Here is a 19,014-nt window from a genome sequence, read left to right as displayed (position 1 = left end):
TTATAGCATTCCGTTAGTTTTTTGTCAATCCTTTTGTAAATACTCTTTTGGGATATTTCTATCGAGAACGGATTGAATATAGCGCAGACTAAAAGCTGGCGTATATTTCCTCACCCCATGGGCGGAAGCAAGGGCATCCGTATACTGATTAAGAGGATAAATCGTAATATTGGCACAGCGTTTGCCATACTGCGTAACAATCGGCTTAAACTTCATACCGGTAAAAGTCGTTTTGTTTGTCGTAAAATCCTTTGTCATGGTCACCGTTAAAAGGCCGCTGATCATGTTATCGCCCTTTTGCTGTGCCGAAACCAAATTGCCCAAAGCAAACACAACCGGACATTTTGTTCCGTCCTTCCTTGTTAAAACAGTCAGCTTTTGAATCACATGGGGATGATTGCCGAAAATGATATCCGCACCCCAGTCCACCATGTTCTGAGCGAGTGTTTTTTGCTTATCCGTCAGGGTATACGTATTTTCCGTACCCCAATGAACGGAAATAACCACAACATCCGCCATTGATTTCGCCTTTTTAATGAGGCGCTCGATCAAGGCAGTATTATTTGCATAAATGAGCCTGTATTTTGAATTTTTCGGCAAATAAAGGCCGTTTGTCATTTCGGTTATCCCAATATGGGCAGTTTTAATTCCTTTTGCTTCCACGATACGGATATTTTCCAGGTCTTCATCGCTGCGATAAGCTCCGACCACTTTTACGGATGGCTGGGTTGCCCAATAATCAAGAGTTGCCGCGACCCCTTTTTCCCCTTTGTCCAGCACGTGATTATTCGCGTGATTGATTACATCAAACCCTAAACTTACCAGCTCGTCACCCATCTGGGCAGGTGAATTAAACAAAGGATAACCCGACAGCGGGGCTATTTTGCCTGCTAGCGGCGTTTCCTGATTAATTACCGCAATATCCGCTTTTTTGATATCGCCTGCGATGCGTGCGTAAACCGGTTGAAAATTATAGCCCTTTCCGCCTGCGCGGGCATTCGCCTGCTTATAGATCACATCATGAATTAAATTGTCGCCCGCCCCCAGAATGGTGATTGAAACCGGTTTTTTCTCCGGCAGGGACGGGGCGACCGACGAAACGGACGACAATGCTGAAGACGACAGGGAAACTGCTTTTGCATTATTCTGCCTCGTAGTCTCAAGGAAAAAGAGAAATCCCGTCATACATACGGCAACAACGAAAACACCGATTGTCACTTTAATCAGCTGATGGGACGGATTGTTTTTTTTCTCCATATCAAAACCCCTATCAAAAAGATAGGTATAGTATAGCATGAAACAGAAAAAAAGAACAGATCCTACAAAGCTCTCTTTCAAGCAAACGAAGCCTTGCCATTTCGGCTAATGAAATCATCTTTGCTTGCATTTGCCAACCTTCTCAAAAAAGACCGTACTCTTAATATAGCGGAGACTTAAAAAACCTTCATTCCGAAAGGGCTAACTTTATCGATTCGGACTAATCTCGTAATATACTGCGGCAACCTTCACTTAGAGGTCTTCCGCATGATATTTTCTCCGGCTCATTTAAATTCTATGGATCACTCTTAAGGCTCCACATGTAAATGACAAATCAAGGCCTTCGGACTGCCGAAAAACAAGCAACTTACACCTTGCAATGAATACATGACAAACCCGGGTACTATAAACATATGAAAAAAAGACCCTATCCCAAAAGGGACAAGGCCTTTCTGTAAGCAAAATCGCTTAGCCGTTAATCTTTGTAACAACACCGGAACCAACTGTGTGACCGCCTTCACGAATAGCGAAACGGAGACCCTCTTCAATAGCGATCGGGGTAATCAATTCAACATCCATTTCAACGTTATCGCCAGGCATACACATTTCTGTGCCTTCTGGAAGAGAAATAACACCAGTAACGTCTGTGGTTCTGAAATAGAACTGCGGACGATAGTTATTGAAGAACGGAGTATGACGTCCGCCTTCTTCCTTCGTCAGAACATAAACCTGACCACGGAATTTGGTATGTGGATTAATTGTGCCCGGCTTTGCAAGAACCTGGCCGCGCTCAATTTCAGTTCTCTGGATACCACGGAGCAGAACACCAACGTTATCGCCAGCCTCAGCGAAATCAAGGGTCTTTCTGAACATTTCAAGGCCTGTAATAACAGACTTCTTACGCTCTTCGGTAAGACCGATAATTTCAACTTCTTCGCCAACCTTTGCCATACCACGCTCAACTCTACCGGTTGCAACTGTGCCGCGTCCGGTAATTGTGAAGACGTCTTCAACAGGCATAAGGAAAGGCAGATCGGACTTACGATCCGGGGTCGGAATGAATTTGTCAACAGCATCCATCAAATCCTTGATGCATTTGTATTCCTCAGCATTCGGATCCGTAGACTTTGATTCAAGAGCAACCAAAGCGGAACCACGAATAATCGGTGTGTCATCGCCCGGGAATTCGTATTCATTCAGGAGGTCACGGATTTCCATCTCAACAAGATCAAGAAGTTCCGGATCATCAACCTGATCAACCTTGTTCATAAATACAACGATGTACGGAACGCCAACCTGACGAGCGAGCAGGATGTGCTCTCTGGTCTGCGGCATCGGGCCGTCAGCAGCAGAAACAACAAGGATTGCACCGTCCATCTGAGCAGCACCGGTGATCATGTTCTTAACGTAGTCAGCATGGCCGGGGCAGTCAACGTGGGCATAGTGGCGGGCAGCTGTCTGATACTCAACGTGAGATGTGTTGATTGTGATACCACGCTCTCTCTCTTCAGGAGCCTTATCAATATTTGCGTAATCAACGAAATCAGCTTCGCCGCTAAAGTTAAGAACCTTTGTGATAGCAGCAGTCAATGTGGTCTTACCATGGTCAACGTGGCCAATTGTACCAATATTTACGTGGGGTTTGGATCTGTCGAATTTTGCTTTTGCCATTGGAATTCCTCCTTTTTATTTTTACAGACAATAATTTTACCATTAAACTATGCATATCATTTTATCATAACAATGAGAAAAATCAAGCATATTTTATAAGTTATTCGGACTTTTTGTTTCTAGCAGAAATAATGTTTTCGGAGATCGACTTCGGCACTTCCATCGAAGTAGCCGGTTCCATAACAAACTGGCCTCTGCCCTGTGTTTTGGAACGTAAATCGGTCGCATAGCCAAACATTTCGGAAAGCGGAACGTTTGCACGAATCTGCTGTGCACCGGAAACAGCGTCCATGCCTTCGATCATACCACGGCGGGAGTTCAGGTCGCCGATAACGTCGCCCATGTACTCCTCCGGTACAGTAACGGTAACCTTCATGATCGGCTCCAAAATAACCGGATCTGCTTTCTTCATTGCCTCTTTAAAGGCCATGGAACCAGCGATCTTAAACGCCATTTCAGAGGAGTCGACTTCGTGGAAAGAACCATCGTAAAGAGTTACCTTTACGTCAACTACCGGATATCCTGCAAGTACGCCGGAAAGCATAGCACCCTGAATACCCATGTCAACCGCCGGGATGTATTCCTTCGGAATCGCACCGCCGACAATTGCGTTGACAAATTCATAACCTTTGCCGGGATTCGGTTCAATACGAATTTTAACGTGTCCGTACTGGCCACGACCGCCGGACTGACGTGCATATTTCGTTTCGACATCCGCATTGCCGCGAATCGTCTCTTTATAAGATACCTGCGGCTTACCGACATTTGCTTCCACATGGAATTCACGCATCAGTCTGTCAACAATGATTTCCAGATGCAACTCACCCATGCCGGCGATAATGGTTTGACCGGTTTCCTCCTGCGTATAAGCTCTGAAGGTTGGATCTTCTTCCGCCAACTTTGCAAGCGCAATACCCATTTTTTCCTGACCGGCTTTTGTTTTCGGCTCAATTGCGATTTCAATAACCGGCTCAGGGAATTCCATGGATTCCAAAATAATCGGACGCTTCTCATCGCAGAGCGTATCGCCGGTCGTCGTATTTTTAAGGCCTACGGCAGCCGCGATATCTCCCGCATAAACTGTATCGATATCTTGACGATGATTTGCGTGCATTTGAAGGATTCGGCCGAGTCTTTCGCTTTTTCCTTTTGTTGAGTTGTAAACAGTTGAACCCGCAGCAATCTTACCGGAATATACACGGAAGAAGCAAAGCTTTCCCACAAACGGATCCGTTGCAATCTTGAATGCCAAAGCCGCAAACGGTTCTTCATCCGAAGCATGGCAGTCGGATTCTTCGCCGGTTTCCGGATCCGTACCCTTGATCGCCGGAATGTCTGTCGGCGCGGGCATGTAATCAACGATTGCATCCAAGAGTTTCTGAACGCCCTTATTTCTGTAGGAGGTTCCGCAGCAAACCGGAACCATGCGGTTCGCAATGGTCGCTTTGCGAATGGTTTTTACAATTTCTTCCTTTGTAAGGGTCTCGCCATTCAGGTACTTCTCCATCAGAGCGTCGTCCTGTTCAGCAACATTCTCAATCAGTTCTGTGTGGTATTTATTGGCAAGTTCGAGCATATCCTCAGGGATATCCTCTACTTTCATATCCTTGCCCATGTCGTCGTAATATACGTCGGCCTTCATTTCAACCAAGTCAATGATTCCTTTAAAGGAATCCTCGGAACCGATCGGAAGCTGAATCGGAACAGCGTTACACTGCAGACGATCCTTCATCATCTGGACAACACGATAAAAATCCGCGCCCATGATGTCCATCTTATTCACGTAAGCCATACGCGGAACATGATATTCCTCAGCCTGGCGCCATACGGTTTCAGACTGCGGCTCAACGCCGCCCTTGGCACAGAATACGGTTACAGAACCGTCAAGAACACGAAGGGAACGCTCAACTTCTACTGTAAAGTCAACGTGACCCGGTGTGTCGATGATATTGATTCTATGGCCTTTCCAAAAGCAGGTAGTCGCGGCAGAAGTAATGGTAATACCTCTTTCCTGCTCCTGCACCATCCAGTCCATAGTTGCAGTACCTTCATGCGTTTCGCCAATCTTATGGTTAATTCCTGTATAGTACAGGATACGTTCGGTGGTAGTAGTTTTACCGGCATCAATGTGAGCCATGATGCCTATATTGCGGGTTAATTCAAGTGGTACCTGCCTTGGCATAGTTTCCTCCTTAAAGTATGGAACGTTGGAATTTGTACATTACTTCCGGTATCTGACCCGCAAGGTCAATTACCATCTGTAATGTGCAAATGCCTTATTGGCTTCCGCCATTTTATGCGTATCTTCACGCTTCTTTGCGGCGCCGCCAGCACCATTTACAGCATCAAGAATTTCACCTGCAAGTCTTTCTTTCATCGTCTTTTCAGATCTAAGTCTTGAATAGTTGGTCATCCAACGTAAACCTAATGTCTGTCTTCTTTCAGGGCGAACCTCAATCGGAACCTGATAGGTAGCGCCGCCGACACGGCGGGCCTTTACTTCGAGAGACGGCATAATATTCTCCATTGCTGCCTCGAAAACCTCCAAAGGATCTTTCCCTGTCTTCTCGCTGATAATGTCAAATGCACCGTATACGATTTTCTGGGCTACACCCTTCTTCCCGTCGATCATAACATTATTAACAAGACGTGTTACAAGCTTTGAATTGTAAACCGGATCTGGTAAAACATCACGCTTTGCAATATTACCTCTTCTTGGCACTTTACTTCCCTCCTTCACATGAATGATATCATAGGTACTCGAAAGCGACAAACCCCCGTGGCCATTCAGAGGCGTCTTTATATATAAAGAACGCCGCTTTGCAGCCGTTCGGTTTCTGTCAATTTAAACTACCTTATTTTTTTGCTGCGCCGGCTTTCGGACGCTTTGCGCCGTACTTTGAACGGGCCTGCATACGCTGTGCAACACCTTGTGCATCAAGGGTACCACGAATAATGTGATAACGCACACCAGGCAGATCCTTAACACGGCCGCCGCGGATCATAACGACGCTGTGCTCCTGAAGATTGTGGCCGACTCCGGGAATGTAAGCACTAACTTCAATCCCGTTGGAAAGCCTGACTCTGGCGATTTTTCTTAAAGCGGAGTTCGGCTTTTTCGGCGTAGCAGTCTTAACAGTTGTGCACACACCACGCTTTTGGGGGGAATTCTGATTGATGGCAACACGCTTCTTGGAGTTCCATCCCTTTAAAAGCGCAGGAGCCTTTGCTTTGGATACAGCAACTTCCCTACCCGTATGGACTAACTGGTTAAATGTTGGCATAAGACACCTCCTCACTTCAAATTTCTAATATGTTAAGCGGATATATAGTATATCCGGCGTAACAACAAATTAATCTTTAAACAACTTAATCCTATCCGAAAGCAGAGCTCCGGATAGGAATTAAGCCTTCAATTAGCAAATCATCACATTTTAGTATTATAATCCTACACAGCGTCGCTTGTCAAGTCTTCATTTACGGGCTTGATGTCCACATCGCTGTAGCATTTCATACCGGTTCCAGCCGGGATCAGCTTACCGATAATGACATTCTCTTTCAGACCGAGCAGCGGGTCAACCTTGCCTTTAATAGCGGCATCGGTCAGCACGCGGGTTGTCTCCTGGAAGGAAGCGGCAGACAGGAAGGAATCCGTCGCAAGGGAAGCCTTGGTAATACCAAGCAGGACAGGCGTTTCCGTTGCTTCGCGCAGGTCGGTTTCGCCCGCCTTAATGCGGTCGCGGATGATCTGGTTTTCCGCCTCCAGCTCGCTCTTCTCAACAAGCGAGCTCGGCAGCAGGGTTGTATCGCCGGAATCTTCGATCTTCACCTTTTTCATCATCTGGCGCACAATAACCTCAATATGCTTATCGTTTATATCAACACCCTGCATACGGTAAACGCGCTGCACTTCCTCAATCAGGTAGTCCTGAACGGCGTGGGTGCCGCTGATGGCAAGGACATCGTGCGGATTTACGGAACCTTCGGTGACTCTGGTTCCCGCCTTTATCTGCTGGCCCTCCGAAACAATAATGCGGGAGCCAAAAGGAACAAGGTAAGATTTCGATTCGCCCGTTTCATGGTTTGTAACAACAACGTGGCGGTTCTTCTTGACTTCCTCGAAGGACACCGTACCGGCAATCTCGCTGATAATGGCCAGATGCTTCGGCTTACGTGCTTCAAACAGCTCCTCAACACGAGGCAAACCTTGTGTAATATCCTCCGAACTGGCGACACCGCCGGTATGGAAGGTTCTCATGGTCAACTGCGTACCCGGCTCACCGATGGACTGAGCCGCGATAATACCGACAGCCTCACCCACGGAAACGGTCTGACCGTTCGCAAGGTTCGCGCCGTAGCACTTCTTGCAGACGCCGTGCTTCGCACAGCAGTTCAGTACCGAACGGATCTTAATACGCTCTACGCCGTGGTTGACGATGATATCCGCATCGTGATCATCCATCAGCTTATCCTTGGAAACAAGAACCTCACCAGTCTTTTCATCGACGAAGTCTTCCACAAGATACCTGCCGAGAAGACGTTCATGCAGGGACTCAATAGCTTCCTTGCCCTCGCGGATATCGTAGACTTCCAGTCCATCCGTCGCGCCGCAGTCTTCTTCACGGATAATCACGTCCTGTGAAACATCGACCAGACGGCGGGTTAGATAACCGGAGTCCGCCGTACGGAGAGCGGTATCGGCAAGACCCTTTCTGGCACCACGGGACGAAATAAAGTATTCCAAAATATTCAGGCCTTCACGATAGTTCGCACGAATTGGAATTTCAATGGTTTTACCGGATGTATTTGCAATCAGTCCGCGCATACCGGCAAGCTGACGGATCTGGCTCATGGAACCACGGGCGCCGGAATCCGCCATCATGAAGATCGGATTATAGCGATCCAGGTTTTTCTGCAGAGCGACGGAAACATCTTCCGTAGCTTTTGACCATGTGTTCAGAACCGCATTGTAACGCTCACCGTCGGAAAGCAAACCGTTCTTAAACTGGTCGTAAATCACGTCAATTTTCTTTTCGGCAGCATTGATAATATCTTTCTTTTCAGGCGGAATCGTTGCATCCGAAACGGCAACCGTAATCGCGCTCAGGGTAGAATACTTATAGCCCTGTGCCTTTACACTATCCAGAACGTCTGCCGTTTGTGCCGTTCCGTGCTTCTTAATGCAGCGATCAATAATCTGCCCGAGCTGCTTTTTCCCGACAAGGAAATCGATCTCAAACTTAAAGAGATTATCAGGGTTGGTACGGTCGACAAATCCAAGATCCTGTGGGATCGGACGGTTGAAGATCATACGGCCGACGGTCGTTTCAACCAGCCTAGAAACCTTCTTACCGTTTATTTCAAGTGTTCTGCGAACCTTAATTTTCGCGTGAAGCCCAACAATCTTAGCGTCATACGCCATAATGGCTTCATTGTAATCCCGGAAGATTTTTCCTTCTCCGGGTTCGCCGTCTTTCTCAAGGGTAAGGTAATAGGAACCCAGTACCATGTCCTGCGTCGGTACGGTAACCGGGCGGCCGTCGGAAGGCTTCAAAAGGTTACCGGCAGCCAGCATCAGGAAACGAGCCTCTGCCTGCGCTTCCGCGGAAAGCGGAACGTGAACAGCCATCTGGTCACCGTCGAAGTCCGCGTTATAAGCTGTACAGGCCAACGGATGAAGCTTTAATGCGCGGCCTTCTACCAGCACAGGCTCAAACGCCTGAATACCCAATCTGTGCAGCGTAGGCGCGCGGTTTAACAGAACCGGGTGGTTTTTGATCACAACTTCAAGCGCGTCCCAAACTTCCGGTTTTGCGCGCTCAACCGCTTTTCTTGCCGCTTTAATGTTTCCTGCCGCACCGGTTTCCACCAGCCGCTTCATGACAAACGGCTTAAACAGCTCCAGCGCCATTTCCTTCGGGAGACCGCATTGGTACATCTTTAGCTCAGGGCCGACAACGATAACGGAACGGCCGGAATAGTCAACACGTTTGCCCAAAAGGTTCTGGCGGAAACGCCCCTGCTTGCCCTTCAGCATATCGGAAAGGGACTTTAACGGGCGGTTGTTCGGGCCGGTTACCGGCCTGCCGCGGCGGCCGTTGTCGATTAATGCGTCAACAGCTTCCTGCAGCATGCGCTTTTCATTGCGGACAATAATGTCCGGAGCACCTAATTCCAAAAGCCTTTTCAGACGATTATTACGGTTAATAACGCGGCGGTAAAGGTCGTTTAAGTCGGAGGTCGCGAAACGGCCGCCGTCGAGCTGAACCATCGGGCGAATATCCGGCGGAATAACCGGAACGACATCGAGAATCATCCATTCCGGGCGGTTCCCGGAAAGGCGGAAGGCTTCAACGACTTCCAGGCGTTTTAAAATACGCACGCGTTTTTGACCGGAAGCGTTCTGAAGTTCGCCCTTCAATTCCTCGGAAACCTGATCCAGATCGATTTCCGCCAGAAGCTTTTTAATTGCTTCCGCACCCATCCCGGCTTCAAAATCGTCCTCGTATTTTTCACGCATGTCGCGGTATTCCTTCTCATTGAGAAGCTGCTTCTTCTGCAATTCACGAACATTTCCGGGATCGGTTACAATATATAGTGCAAAGTACAGCACTTTTTCCAGCATACGGGGCGAAATATCTAATATTAAACCCATTCGGGAAGGAATGCCCTTAAAATACCAGATATGCGAAACCGGGGCGGCAAGTTCAATATGGCCCATGCGTTCGCGGCGAACCTTTGCCCGCGTTACTTCAACGCCGCAGCGTTCACAAATCTTGCCCTTATAACGGATTCTCTTATATTTTCCGCAATGGCATTCCCAGTCTTTCTGAGGCCCGAAAATGCGCTCGCAGAAAAGTCCGTCGCGTTCCGGCTTCAGGGTACGATAATTTATTGTTTCCGGCTTTTTTACCTCGCCATGAGACCATTCTCTTATTTTTTCCGGTGAAGCAAGTCCGATCTTAATTGATTCAAATTCATTAAATTCCATATTGCAACCCCATTCTCTTTATATTTCATCGCCGCTGTCAGAATTAAGGTCAAAGGGTTCATCCCTATCAAATTCATCATCGCCGTCTACATCGACATAATCGTCCGCGTCGTCAAACAGGCTTTCGTCCTCTTCTGACTCCTCAACGGAATACCCTTCCAGATCGTCTGCGACGTTGGGTTCGTCGAAGTTCTCCTCAGTAGGATTGAAGCCGATATCGTCTTCATCGTCAAAATTCTGTTTCAAATCAATTTCCTCGTTATCCTTATTCAGCACTTTGACATCAAGACCAAGGGATTGGAGTTCCTTAATAAGAACCTTAAAGGATTCCGGAACGCCCGGCTTCGGAATATTCTGGCCTTTCACAATGGATTCATAGGTCTTGACACGGCCAACAACGTCGTCGGATTTCACCGTAAGGATTTCTTGCAGAGTATAAGCGGCACCGTAAGCTTCCAGCGCCCAAACTTCCATTTCGCCGAAACGCTGGCCGCCAAACTGCGCCTTGCCGCCCAGAGGCTGCTGCGTAACCAAAGAATACGGACCGGTTGAACGCGCGTGGATCTTATCATCAACAAGGTGGTGCAATTTAAGGTAATACATAATGCCAACGGTAACCGGATTATCGAAGAATTCTCCGGTACGGCCGTCCCTCAGAATGGTTTTGCCGTCTTCACTGATACCGGCCATTTTAAAGCACTCAACGATGTCATCTTCATGAGCACCGTCGAATACTGGGGTCATAATCTTCCAGCCCAGCGCTTTCGCGGCGTAGCCCAGATGAACCTCCAGCACCTGGCCGATGTTCATACGGGAAGGAACGCCCAACGGGTTTAAAACGATATCAAGCGGCGTGCCGTCCGGCAGATACGGCATATCTTCCACAGGAAGAATACGGGAAACAACACCTTTGTTACCGTGGCGGCCGGCCATTTTATCACCGACGGAAATCTTGCGTTTCTGTGCAATATAGCAGCGAACAACCTTATTGACACCCGGGCTTAATTCGTCGTGGCTGTTCTCGCGGGTAAATACTTTTACATCGACAACGATACCGTATTCGCCGTGCGGTACGCGAAGGGATGTATCCCTCACCTCTCTGGCCTTCTCTCCAAAGATCGCGCGCAGCAGGCGCTCTTCTGCGGTCAGCTCCGTTTCGCCCTTCGGTGTTACTTTTCCGACAAGGATATCGCCGGCACGTACTTCCGCACCGATGCGGATAATGCCGTTTTCGTCCAAATCATGCAGAAGGTCTTCATTCACGTTCGGAATATCGCGTGTGATTTCTTCCGGCCCCAGCTTCGTGTCTCTGGCTTCAATCTCATATTCCTCAATATGAATGGAAGTATAAACGTCGTCGCGTACAATTTTTTCACTAATCAGAACCGCATCCTCATAGTTATAGCCTTCCCATGTCATAAACCCGATCAAAGCATTTTTGCCAAGGCTGATTTCTCCATCCTTGGTCGCCGGACCGTCGGCAATAACGGAACCGGCTTCCACTCTCTGGTTTACGTCTACGATCGGAACCTGATTAATACATGTCCCCTGGTTGGAACGCATAAACTTAATAATATGGTACGTGTCCACCGTGCCATCGTCGCAGGTAATCCGGATTTCATCCGCGCTCACGCTGGAAACAACGCCGGAGTGTTTGGCAATAACGCATACGCCAGAGTCCACACCAGCCTTGTATTCCATGCCGGTACCAACAATCGGCGCTTCTGTCCTAAGAAGCGGAACAGCCTGCCGCTGCATGTTGGAACCCATCAGGGCACGGTTCGCGTCATCGTTTTCAAGGAACGGAATCATTGCCGTAGCAACGGAAACAACCATACGAGGCGACACGTCCATATAGTCCGCTTTTTCACGTTCAATTTCAAGAAATTCATCGCGGTAACGGGAATTAACCTTGGAATTTTTAAAACGGCCTTCCTCGTCAAGGGGTTCGTTCGCCTGTGCAACAATATAATCGTCCTCTACATCCGCCGTCATATAAACAACCTCGTCTGTTACGCGGCCGGTCTTTTTGTCCACGCGGCGGAACGGTGCTTCAATAAAACCATATTCATTAATTCTTGCAAAAGTTGCAAGATAGGAAATCAAACCGATATTCGGGCCTTCAGGTGTTTCGATAGGGCACATACGGCCATAGTGGCTGTAGTGAACGTCACGGACTTCGAATCCGGCGCGGTCTCTAGACAAGCCGCCGGGACCCAAAGCAGAAAGACGGCGCTTATGCGTAAGCTCGGCAAGCGGATTTGTCTGATCCATGAACTGCGACAGCGGTGAAGAACCGAAGAATTCTTTGATCGCCGCCACAACAGGCCGGATATTAATTAAGGAATGAGGAGTCAGAACTTCAAGATCCTGCGCCTGTAAAGTCATTCTTTCACGAATAACACGCTCTAGACGGGAGAAACCAATGCGGAACTGATTCTGAAGCAGCTCACCGACGGAACGGATACGGCGGTTGCCCAAATGGTCGATATCGTCAACGTTGCCAAGACCCATCGCAAGGCAGTTCATATAGTTAATCGATGAAAAAATATCATCAATAATAATGTGCTTTGGAATGAGTTCATCCACTCTAGTCTTAATTGCTTCTTTTATCTCCTCATCTGTAGAGCAGGAATTCAGAATGTCAACCAGAACGCTAAAACGAACCCTTTCCTTGATATTGCATTCTTCAATCGCGTCAAAGTTAACGAATTTATTAATGTCAACCATCCCATTGGAAATGACCTTAACTTCGCGCTCATTCACATTCACATAAACAACGGAAACACCCGCATCGTCAATCTGCTGCGCCTTTTCGTGGGAAACGATTTCGCCGGCTTCAGCCATGAGCTCGCCGGTAAGCGGATTTACAATCGGGCGGGACAGCTTCTGACCGGTAATCCGTCCTGCCAAATTCAGTTTCTTATTGTATTTATAACGCCCCACACGGGAAAGGTCATAACGCCGGGCGTCAAAAAATAGGCCGTTGATATGCGACTGTGCGCTTTCAATGGTCGGCGGTTCGCTCGGTCTTAATTTTCTGTATACTTCAAAAAGGGCTTCCTCCATATTTTTGCAGGGATCCTTTTCAATGGTTGCATTGATGCGGTCGTCATCCCCGAAATATTCGCGGATTTCTTCATCCGTACCAAGACCGAGCGCACGGATAAACACGGTTACCGGTATTTTCCTGTTCTTATCGATACGAACATAAAAAACATCGTTTGCATCGTTTTCGTATTCAAGCCATGCTCCGCGGTTTGGAATAACGGTCGAACTGAAAAGTTCCTTTCCAGTTTTATCGTATTCCATTTTATAATAAACGCCCGGTGAACGAACCAATTGGGAAACAATAACACGCTCTGCGCCATTAATGACAAAAGTGCCGCTATCCGTCATAAGCGGGAAATCACCCATGAAGACTTCGGATTCTTTTATTTCACCGCTTTCCTTGTTGAGCAGGCGGGCGGTAACCCTTAGAGCCGCAGCATAAGTAGCGTCGCGCTCTTTACACTCTTCTACGCTGTAATTCGGTTTATCGTCGTCCAGTTTGTAATCCACAAAGTCCAGCACGAGATTGCCCGTATAATCTGTAATTCCGGAAACATCCCTAAAAACCTCTTTGAGGCCTTCTTCAAGAAACCATTTGTAGGAATTCTTCTGTACCTCGATTAGATTTGGCATGTCCAAAACTTCATCAATACGCGCGAAGCTCATGCGAACATTTTTGCCTACTTGCACCGGTTTGACATTCACCATTGGCTCAATCACTCCATTCATATATTTACCATCCGCGGCATAAATTAAGCACAAAAAAATTGCATCAACCATTGATTTTTGAAGCTTTTGTGATATACTCTTGCCTTTTTTCATCGTTTGTGATATTATAGTCCAAGATGGATATGAGTATATGTTTCCATGATGATGCAGTATATTATTTTATAACAATATATTGTGTTTGTCAAGTTTTATTTGCTAAAATTTCTGTAAATTTAAAAAGCCGACGGATTCGTCGGCTTTTTTATGTTCATTTATTCTTTTTCATCTTTGCCGCCTAGGGAATCAAATGTATACGATTCGAGCTTTGCTCTAACAAGATCGGAAATTTCGCCATAAATCTGATGAAAGCGGCAGCTTGTTGTATGTGTGCAGGCATATTTATCCTGCTGGCAGCGGCTGATCATATATGGTCCCTCAACGGATTCGATCACCTGACGAAGGGTAATTTTCCCGGGCTCGCGCGCCAATTTGTACCCGCCGTGCGCTCCCTTGTAAGAAACGATCAAATCGTCCGCCACCATCTTACGCAGGATTTTCAGCGCAAACCGCAGCGGCACATGAGCCTGTTCGGAAATTGTTTTTGCATCTATTTTTTCGCTGGAAACCGCCAGCAGCTCCACAATCCGCACCGCATAGTCGGCTTCAAGTGTCATGACCACTTACGTCACCCCTAATCCAAGAAATCTTTGAGCTTTTTGCTGCGGCTCGGATGGCGAAGCTTACGCAGGGCTTTCGCTTCAATCTGGCGGATTCGCTCACGGGTGACGTTAAATTCCTTACCAACCTCTTCTAGTGTGCGGGAACGGCCGTCTTCAAGGCCGAAGCGGAGACGGAGAACCTTTTCCTCACGCGGGGTAAGCGTATCGAGCACATCCGCAAGCTGTTCCTTCAAAAGCGTATGTGAAGCGGCGTCCGCCGGAGCCGGAGCGTCGTCGTCAGGAATAAAGTCACCAAGGTGGCTGTCCTCTTCCTCTCCGATCGGCGTTTCAAGGGAAACCGGTTCCTGCGCCACCCGCATGATTTCACGCACCTTATCGACAGGCATGTCCAATTCAGCGGAAATCTCATCCGCAGTAGGTTCGTGGCCGTTTGTGTGCAAAAGCTGGCTGGAAACCTTTTTCACCTTATTAATGGTTTCCACCATATGCACCGGGATACGGATTGTCCTTGCCTGATCCGCGATGGCGCGGGTAATCGCCTGACGAATCCACCATGTGGCATAGGTGGAAAATTTAAACCCCTTTGAATAATCAAATTTTTCAACCGCCTTAATCAGGCCGAGATTCCCTTCCTGGATCAAATCGAGGAACTGCATGCCACGCCCAAGATAGCGCTTCGCGATGCTGACGACCAGGCGAAGGTTTGCTTCGGACAGGCGTTTCTTTGCGGCCTCGTCTCCGTCGGATATCCGGATTGCCAGATCAATTTCCTCTTCCGGCGAAAGAAGCGGAACACGTCCGATTTCCTTCAAATAAACCTTAACCGGATCATCAATCGCGATTCCCTCTGTGCTGAGGGCGGATTCGAGATCTTCATTTTCATCAATCTGGGAATTAAAGTCAAGATCGTCGAGAGACGTGTCGACAAAATCTTCAATAATCTCTACGCCCTGTGCTTCCAGGGTATCATAAAATTTTTCGATTTGTTCCGGTTCAAAGTCCAGTTCCCCAATCGCGTCTAAAATTTCCTTCGTGGAAAGCTGTCCCTTGCTTTTCCCCTGCTCAATCAATTCCCTGATTGCTGTTTTTTTATCCGGTGCTCCCATATTGAATCCCCCTATTTTTTCTGTGACCTCAGTTTCTGCAAATATTCCTGTATATCCTGTGGTTCTGCTGATTTTGCTTTTTCTATACGTATTTTTTCATATTCTTGTTCAATCACGTCAATATATTCCTGCGCGTCCTTTTTTGTGACGGAAACATCGTGAAATTTGGCGAGAATCTTCGATATAGAGGAGATCTCCTCGACAGAAAAGTCTTCCGATATATCTGTAAGGCTAATTGCCTTTTCATCTTTCATTCTATCCATTATTGTCCGATATACACGACGGTTAAACGCCGTAATGAATTTTTCGGAGGGTAACCTTTCCAGTATATCCTTAGCGTTCTCCGGGTATTGCACAATATACGCGATCAGCGCCTCTTCCGCGCTTGCGGCACGCAAATTCTGTGCTTTTTCGGGATTGATGCTATCGCGTATCCCGGCCGACTGCTGCTGAAAAGCCTTGAACTCCTTCCGTTCACGGTTTTTCTTCCGCTTTTCGCTTTCCCTTTTCACCAGCTGCATAATCGCAGAGCGTTCCACGCCCGTCTCTTCCGCCAGCTTCCCCGCATAGACTTCCTGTTCCACCTCATTTTCCAAAGTGGAAAGGACGGTGGAGGCTCCCGTAAGATAAGCGACTCGCCCCTGCGCGCTTTGCAGATTGCTGCTCTGCCTGATCTTTTGCAACCGGTACTCTACATCATTTCCGCAGGCTTCCAAAAGCTGCTTAAATTTTATATATCCATTTTTCCCGTTTGTACGAAGGTATTCGTCCGGATCCTTGCCTCCTGCAATCGTAAGAACCTTCACCAAAAGGCCGGCGTCCCGCAGAATGGGGATCGCCCGGCTGGTCGCCTTCTGCCCGGCTTCATCCGCGTCGTAAGAAAGGACCACCTCTGTGGCATAGTGGGCCATCAGCCTTGCCTGCGAGGGGGTCAGCGCCGTTCCGAGCGTTGCAACGGCATTTGTAAATCCCGCCTGATGCATGGAGATGACATCCATATAGCCTTCGCACAAAATCAGCTGCCCGTTTGCATTGTTTTTCGCGAAATTCAGCGCAAATAAAAAATTCCCCTTATTAAACACCGGCGTATCCGATGTATTCAAATATTTGGGCTTCGCGTCCGTTAAAATACGGCCGCCGAAAGCAACCACATTTCCCCGTAAATCAATGATCGGAAACATTACCCGGGAAGCAAAGCGGTCGATGATCTGCCCGCTCCTCCCTTTAAAGGCAACGTTCGCCAACACCATTTCCTCTTGCGTAAATCCCTTTTGGGCAAGATACCGTGTAAGCGAATAACGGGAAGCGGGCGCCCATCCAAGCCCGAAGTGCCGGATGGTCTGCGGCGTTAAAGCACGCCGTCGCAGGTATTCCATCCCCTCCGCCCCTTCTTTCGAATTCAGAGTAGCGTAGAAAAATCGAGCGGCTTCGCGGTTAATTTCCAAGATTCGCGCCTTCAGCCTGCGCATCCCATCGTCCACGTTGTTTTCCGGCACCGGGATTCCGGCGCGCTGCGCCAGGAAACGGACCGCCTCCATGTAATCTAAATTTTCGATTCGGCGGATGAATGTAATGACGTCGCCGCCCGCCCCGCAGCCAAAGCAGTAAAAGGAACCGTTGTCCGAATAAACGTTGAAAGACGGCGTCTTTTCCATATGAAAAGGACAAAGCCCGACGTATGTTCTTCCGCTGTGCCTCAGATTTACATAGGAAGCGACTACTTCCGCAATATCATTGCGCGCTTTTAATTCCTGCATAAAAGCTTCCGGCAATGGCATGCCGTCACCCCTTTTTATGATAATTAAATATTCCAGGACTTCGGCACATAAATATCCTGGAATAACTCAAGTGCAAAATGATCGGTCATACCCGCAATATAATCGCAGGCCGCCCGCTCTATTCCGTCCTGTTCGGCAATTCTCCGCATATCATCCGGAAGATTTTCGGGCTTGCGCAAATAATCAAAAAGCGCACCGATCAGGTTCGGAACCTTTTTCTCTTCCGCTTTCGCGTAAGAATTCAAGTATACATATTCAAACATAAAATCATAGAGCTTGTCAAAAGCTTCCTGTATCTCCGGATCCATCCGTATTCTGCCGTCAAGGCTGTTTTCCACTAGGGAATGAACCAGCGTATCTATTCGCTCCGACCTGCGTCCGCCTAAAACAGACGTAATTTCCCTTGGGATATCCTTTTCATGCAGCACCCCGGCCCGTTCCGCGTCATCAATATCGTGATTGATGTAGGCAATTCGATCCGCCAGGCGTACCACCCTGCCCTCCAGCGTCATTGCCTCCGTACCCTTCGTGTGGCAAAGGATCCCGTCGCGCACCTCTTTTGTCAGGTTCAGCCCGGCTCCGGATTTCTCCAGCTTTTCAACGATCCGCACACTTTGCTCGTAATGCCGAAAGCCGCCTTCCATTAAATCGTTCAACGCGCGCTCACCGGCATGCCCGAATGGGGTATGTCCCAAATCATGGCCGAGAGAAATTGCCTCGGTTAAATCCTCATTCAGGCGCAGCGCCCTTGCAATGGTGCGCGCGATCTGGGAAACCTCCAGCGTATGCGTCAGGCGCGTCCGGTAATGGTCACCCTCCGGTGAAAGGAAAACCTGTGTTTTGTGCTTTAAGCGCCGAAAGGATTTGCAATGAAGGATTCTGTCCCTATCGCGCTGATAGGGCGTCCTCAGCGTACATTCCTCTTCCGGGGTATCTCTGCCCAGCGTATTCTTCGAGAGTGCCGCATAGGGCGACAAAGTCTGCTCCTCTATTGTCTGCGTCCGCTCACGAACCGTCATAATATCACCACCTGTTTTCATGCTTCAATTAAGATATACGCAGAATAATACAAATTTCCTGCATTTCTTAATTAAATTTCAAAAAACTTTTCTCCGGTAATGATAATTTTGCTTTGCCCGCACGTAATATCGGCAAGTTTTTGTTCGAAAGTCGGCAAGGTAATGTCGCTCATATGAAAAAGGATCTTCACTTCATCCGTAAACTCCGTATCGTCAATGGTCCCGCCGCATTCGGGAATTAACGCGCTCAACCGGCCGTACCGGCTGTAGTCACAGCATACCTCCGCGGTCACACAAGTGCGCATAGTAATGATTTTCGCCTTTTCAAGCGCAAGGGAAGCACCGTGCGAATAGGCGCGGACCAAACCGCCCGCGCCAAGCAGGATTCCGCCGAAATAACGGGTAACAACAATAACCGTATCCGTTACGCCGGACTTTCGGATAACGTCCAGCACCGGGATTCCCGCTGTGCCCTGCGGTTCCCCGTCGTCCGAGTATCTTTGGGCCTGTCCGGCTCGCACGGAATAAGCATACACATTATGTGTTGCGTCCCAATGCTTTGATTTTATGGAACGGATAAAGGAAACGGCTTCTTCTTCACTCTGAACAGGTTTTGCATAACCGATAAAGCGGGAATGTTTCTCCATAAATTCCGCGCAGGCTTCGCCTGCAACGGTCCGATACTCAATCATGGCTCCTCCCTTTGCAATAAAATAAGCGGCGCAGAAAACTGCACCGCCTAAAATCCAACGA

At 48.1% G+C, this 19,014-nt stretch carries 12 protein-coding genes; all 12 read right to left on the bottom strand.

All coding sequences use genetic code 11. From position 1 onward, the window contains the following. Positions 1-24: 24 nt before the first annotated feature. The 12 genes from P9B68_RS00165 to P9B68_RS00110 all read right to left on the bottom strand — a co-directional run bounded on the left by P9B68_RS00165 (position 25) and on the right by P9B68_RS00110 (position 18,953). Complete coding sequence (locus tag P9B68_RS00165) at positions 25-1,257, bottom strand: CapA family protein (protein ID WP_167875200.1); 1,233 nt, start codon at positions 1,255-1,257, stop codon at positions 25-27. Between the two features lie 468 nt (positions 1,258-1,725). Continuing rightward, positions 1,726-2,928 (bottom strand): elongation factor Tu, encoded by a 1,203-nt coding sequence (gene tuf / locus P9B68_RS00160; RefSeq protein ID WP_135660039.1) that lies wholly within the window; start codon positions 2,926-2,928, stop codon positions 1,726-1,728. Positions 2,929-3,028: 100 nt separating this feature from the next. After that, on the bottom strand, positions 3,029-5,110 hold the full coding sequence (gene fusA, locus P9B68_RS00155; RefSeq protein ID WP_277668245.1) for an elongation factor G: 2,082 nt from the start codon (positions 5,108-5,110) through the stop codon (positions 3,029-3,031). Positions 5,111-5,179: 69 nt separating this feature from the next. Next, positions 5,180-5,650, bottom strand: a complete 471-nt coding sequence (gene rpsG, locus P9B68_RS00150) for a 30S ribosomal protein S7 (protein WP_207669570.1) — start codon at positions 5,648-5,650, stop codon at positions 5,180-5,182. 133 nt (positions 5,651-5,783) lie between these two features. Next, entirely contained in the window at positions 5,784-6,212 is a 429-nt protein-coding gene (gene rpsL, locus P9B68_RS00145) for a 30S ribosomal protein S12 (RefSeq protein WP_135660043.1), read from the bottom strand. 164 nt (positions 6,213-6,376) lie between these two features. Beyond that, on the bottom strand, positions 6,377-9,919 hold the full coding sequence (gene rpoC, locus P9B68_RS00140; RefSeq protein WP_135660044.1) for a DNA-directed RNA polymerase subunit beta': 3,543 nt from the start codon (positions 9,917-9,919) through the stop codon (positions 6,377-6,379). Between the two features lie 18 nt (positions 9,920-9,937). Next, positions 9,938-13,678: a DNA-directed RNA polymerase subunit beta gene (rpoB, locus tag P9B68_RS00135; protein ID WP_277668384.1), complete on the bottom strand. Its 3,741-nt coding sequence runs from the start codon at positions 13,676-13,678 to the stop codon at positions 9,938-9,940. Positions 13,679-13,950: 272 nt separating this feature from the next. Next, entirely contained in the window at positions 13,951-14,352 is a 402-nt protein-coding gene (locus P9B68_RS00130) for an RrF2 family transcriptional regulator (protein WP_277668383.1), read from the bottom strand. A 17-nt stretch (positions 14,353-14,369) separates the two neighbouring features. After that, positions 14,370-15,464, bottom strand: coding sequence for an RNA polymerase sigma factor RpoD (gene rpoD, locus P9B68_RS00125; protein WP_135660048.1), 1,095 nt, complete (start codon positions 15,462-15,464; stop codon positions 14,370-14,372). 11 nt (positions 15,465-15,475) lie between these two features. Next, positions 15,476-17,242, bottom strand: a complete 1,767-nt coding sequence (gene dnaG, locus P9B68_RS00120) for a DNA primase (protein WP_277668244.1) — start codon at positions 17,240-17,242, stop codon at positions 15,476-15,478. A 23-nt stretch (positions 17,243-17,265) separates the two neighbouring features. Then, positions 17,266-18,261, bottom strand: a complete 996-nt coding sequence (locus tag P9B68_RS00115) for a deoxyguanosinetriphosphate triphosphohydrolase (protein WP_135660052.1) — start codon at positions 18,259-18,261, stop codon at positions 17,266-17,268. 71 nt (positions 18,262-18,332) lie between these two features. Next, the gene (locus P9B68_RS00110; protein WP_135660055.1) at positions 18,333-18,953 is read right to left on the bottom strand and encodes a YigZ family protein; all 621 of its coding nucleotides are present in this window, start codon (positions 18,951-18,953) and stop codon (positions 18,333-18,335) included. Positions 18,954-19,014: the final 61 nt, after the last annotated feature.

This window comes from Caproiciproducens galactitolivorans (assembly GCF_029266045.1).
Taxonomy (GTDB): domain Bacteria; phylum Bacillota; class Clostridia; order Oscillospirales; family Acutalibacteraceae; genus Caproiciproducens; species Caproiciproducens galactitolivorans.
This window is presented reverse-complemented; position numbering and strand designations above follow the sequence as displayed.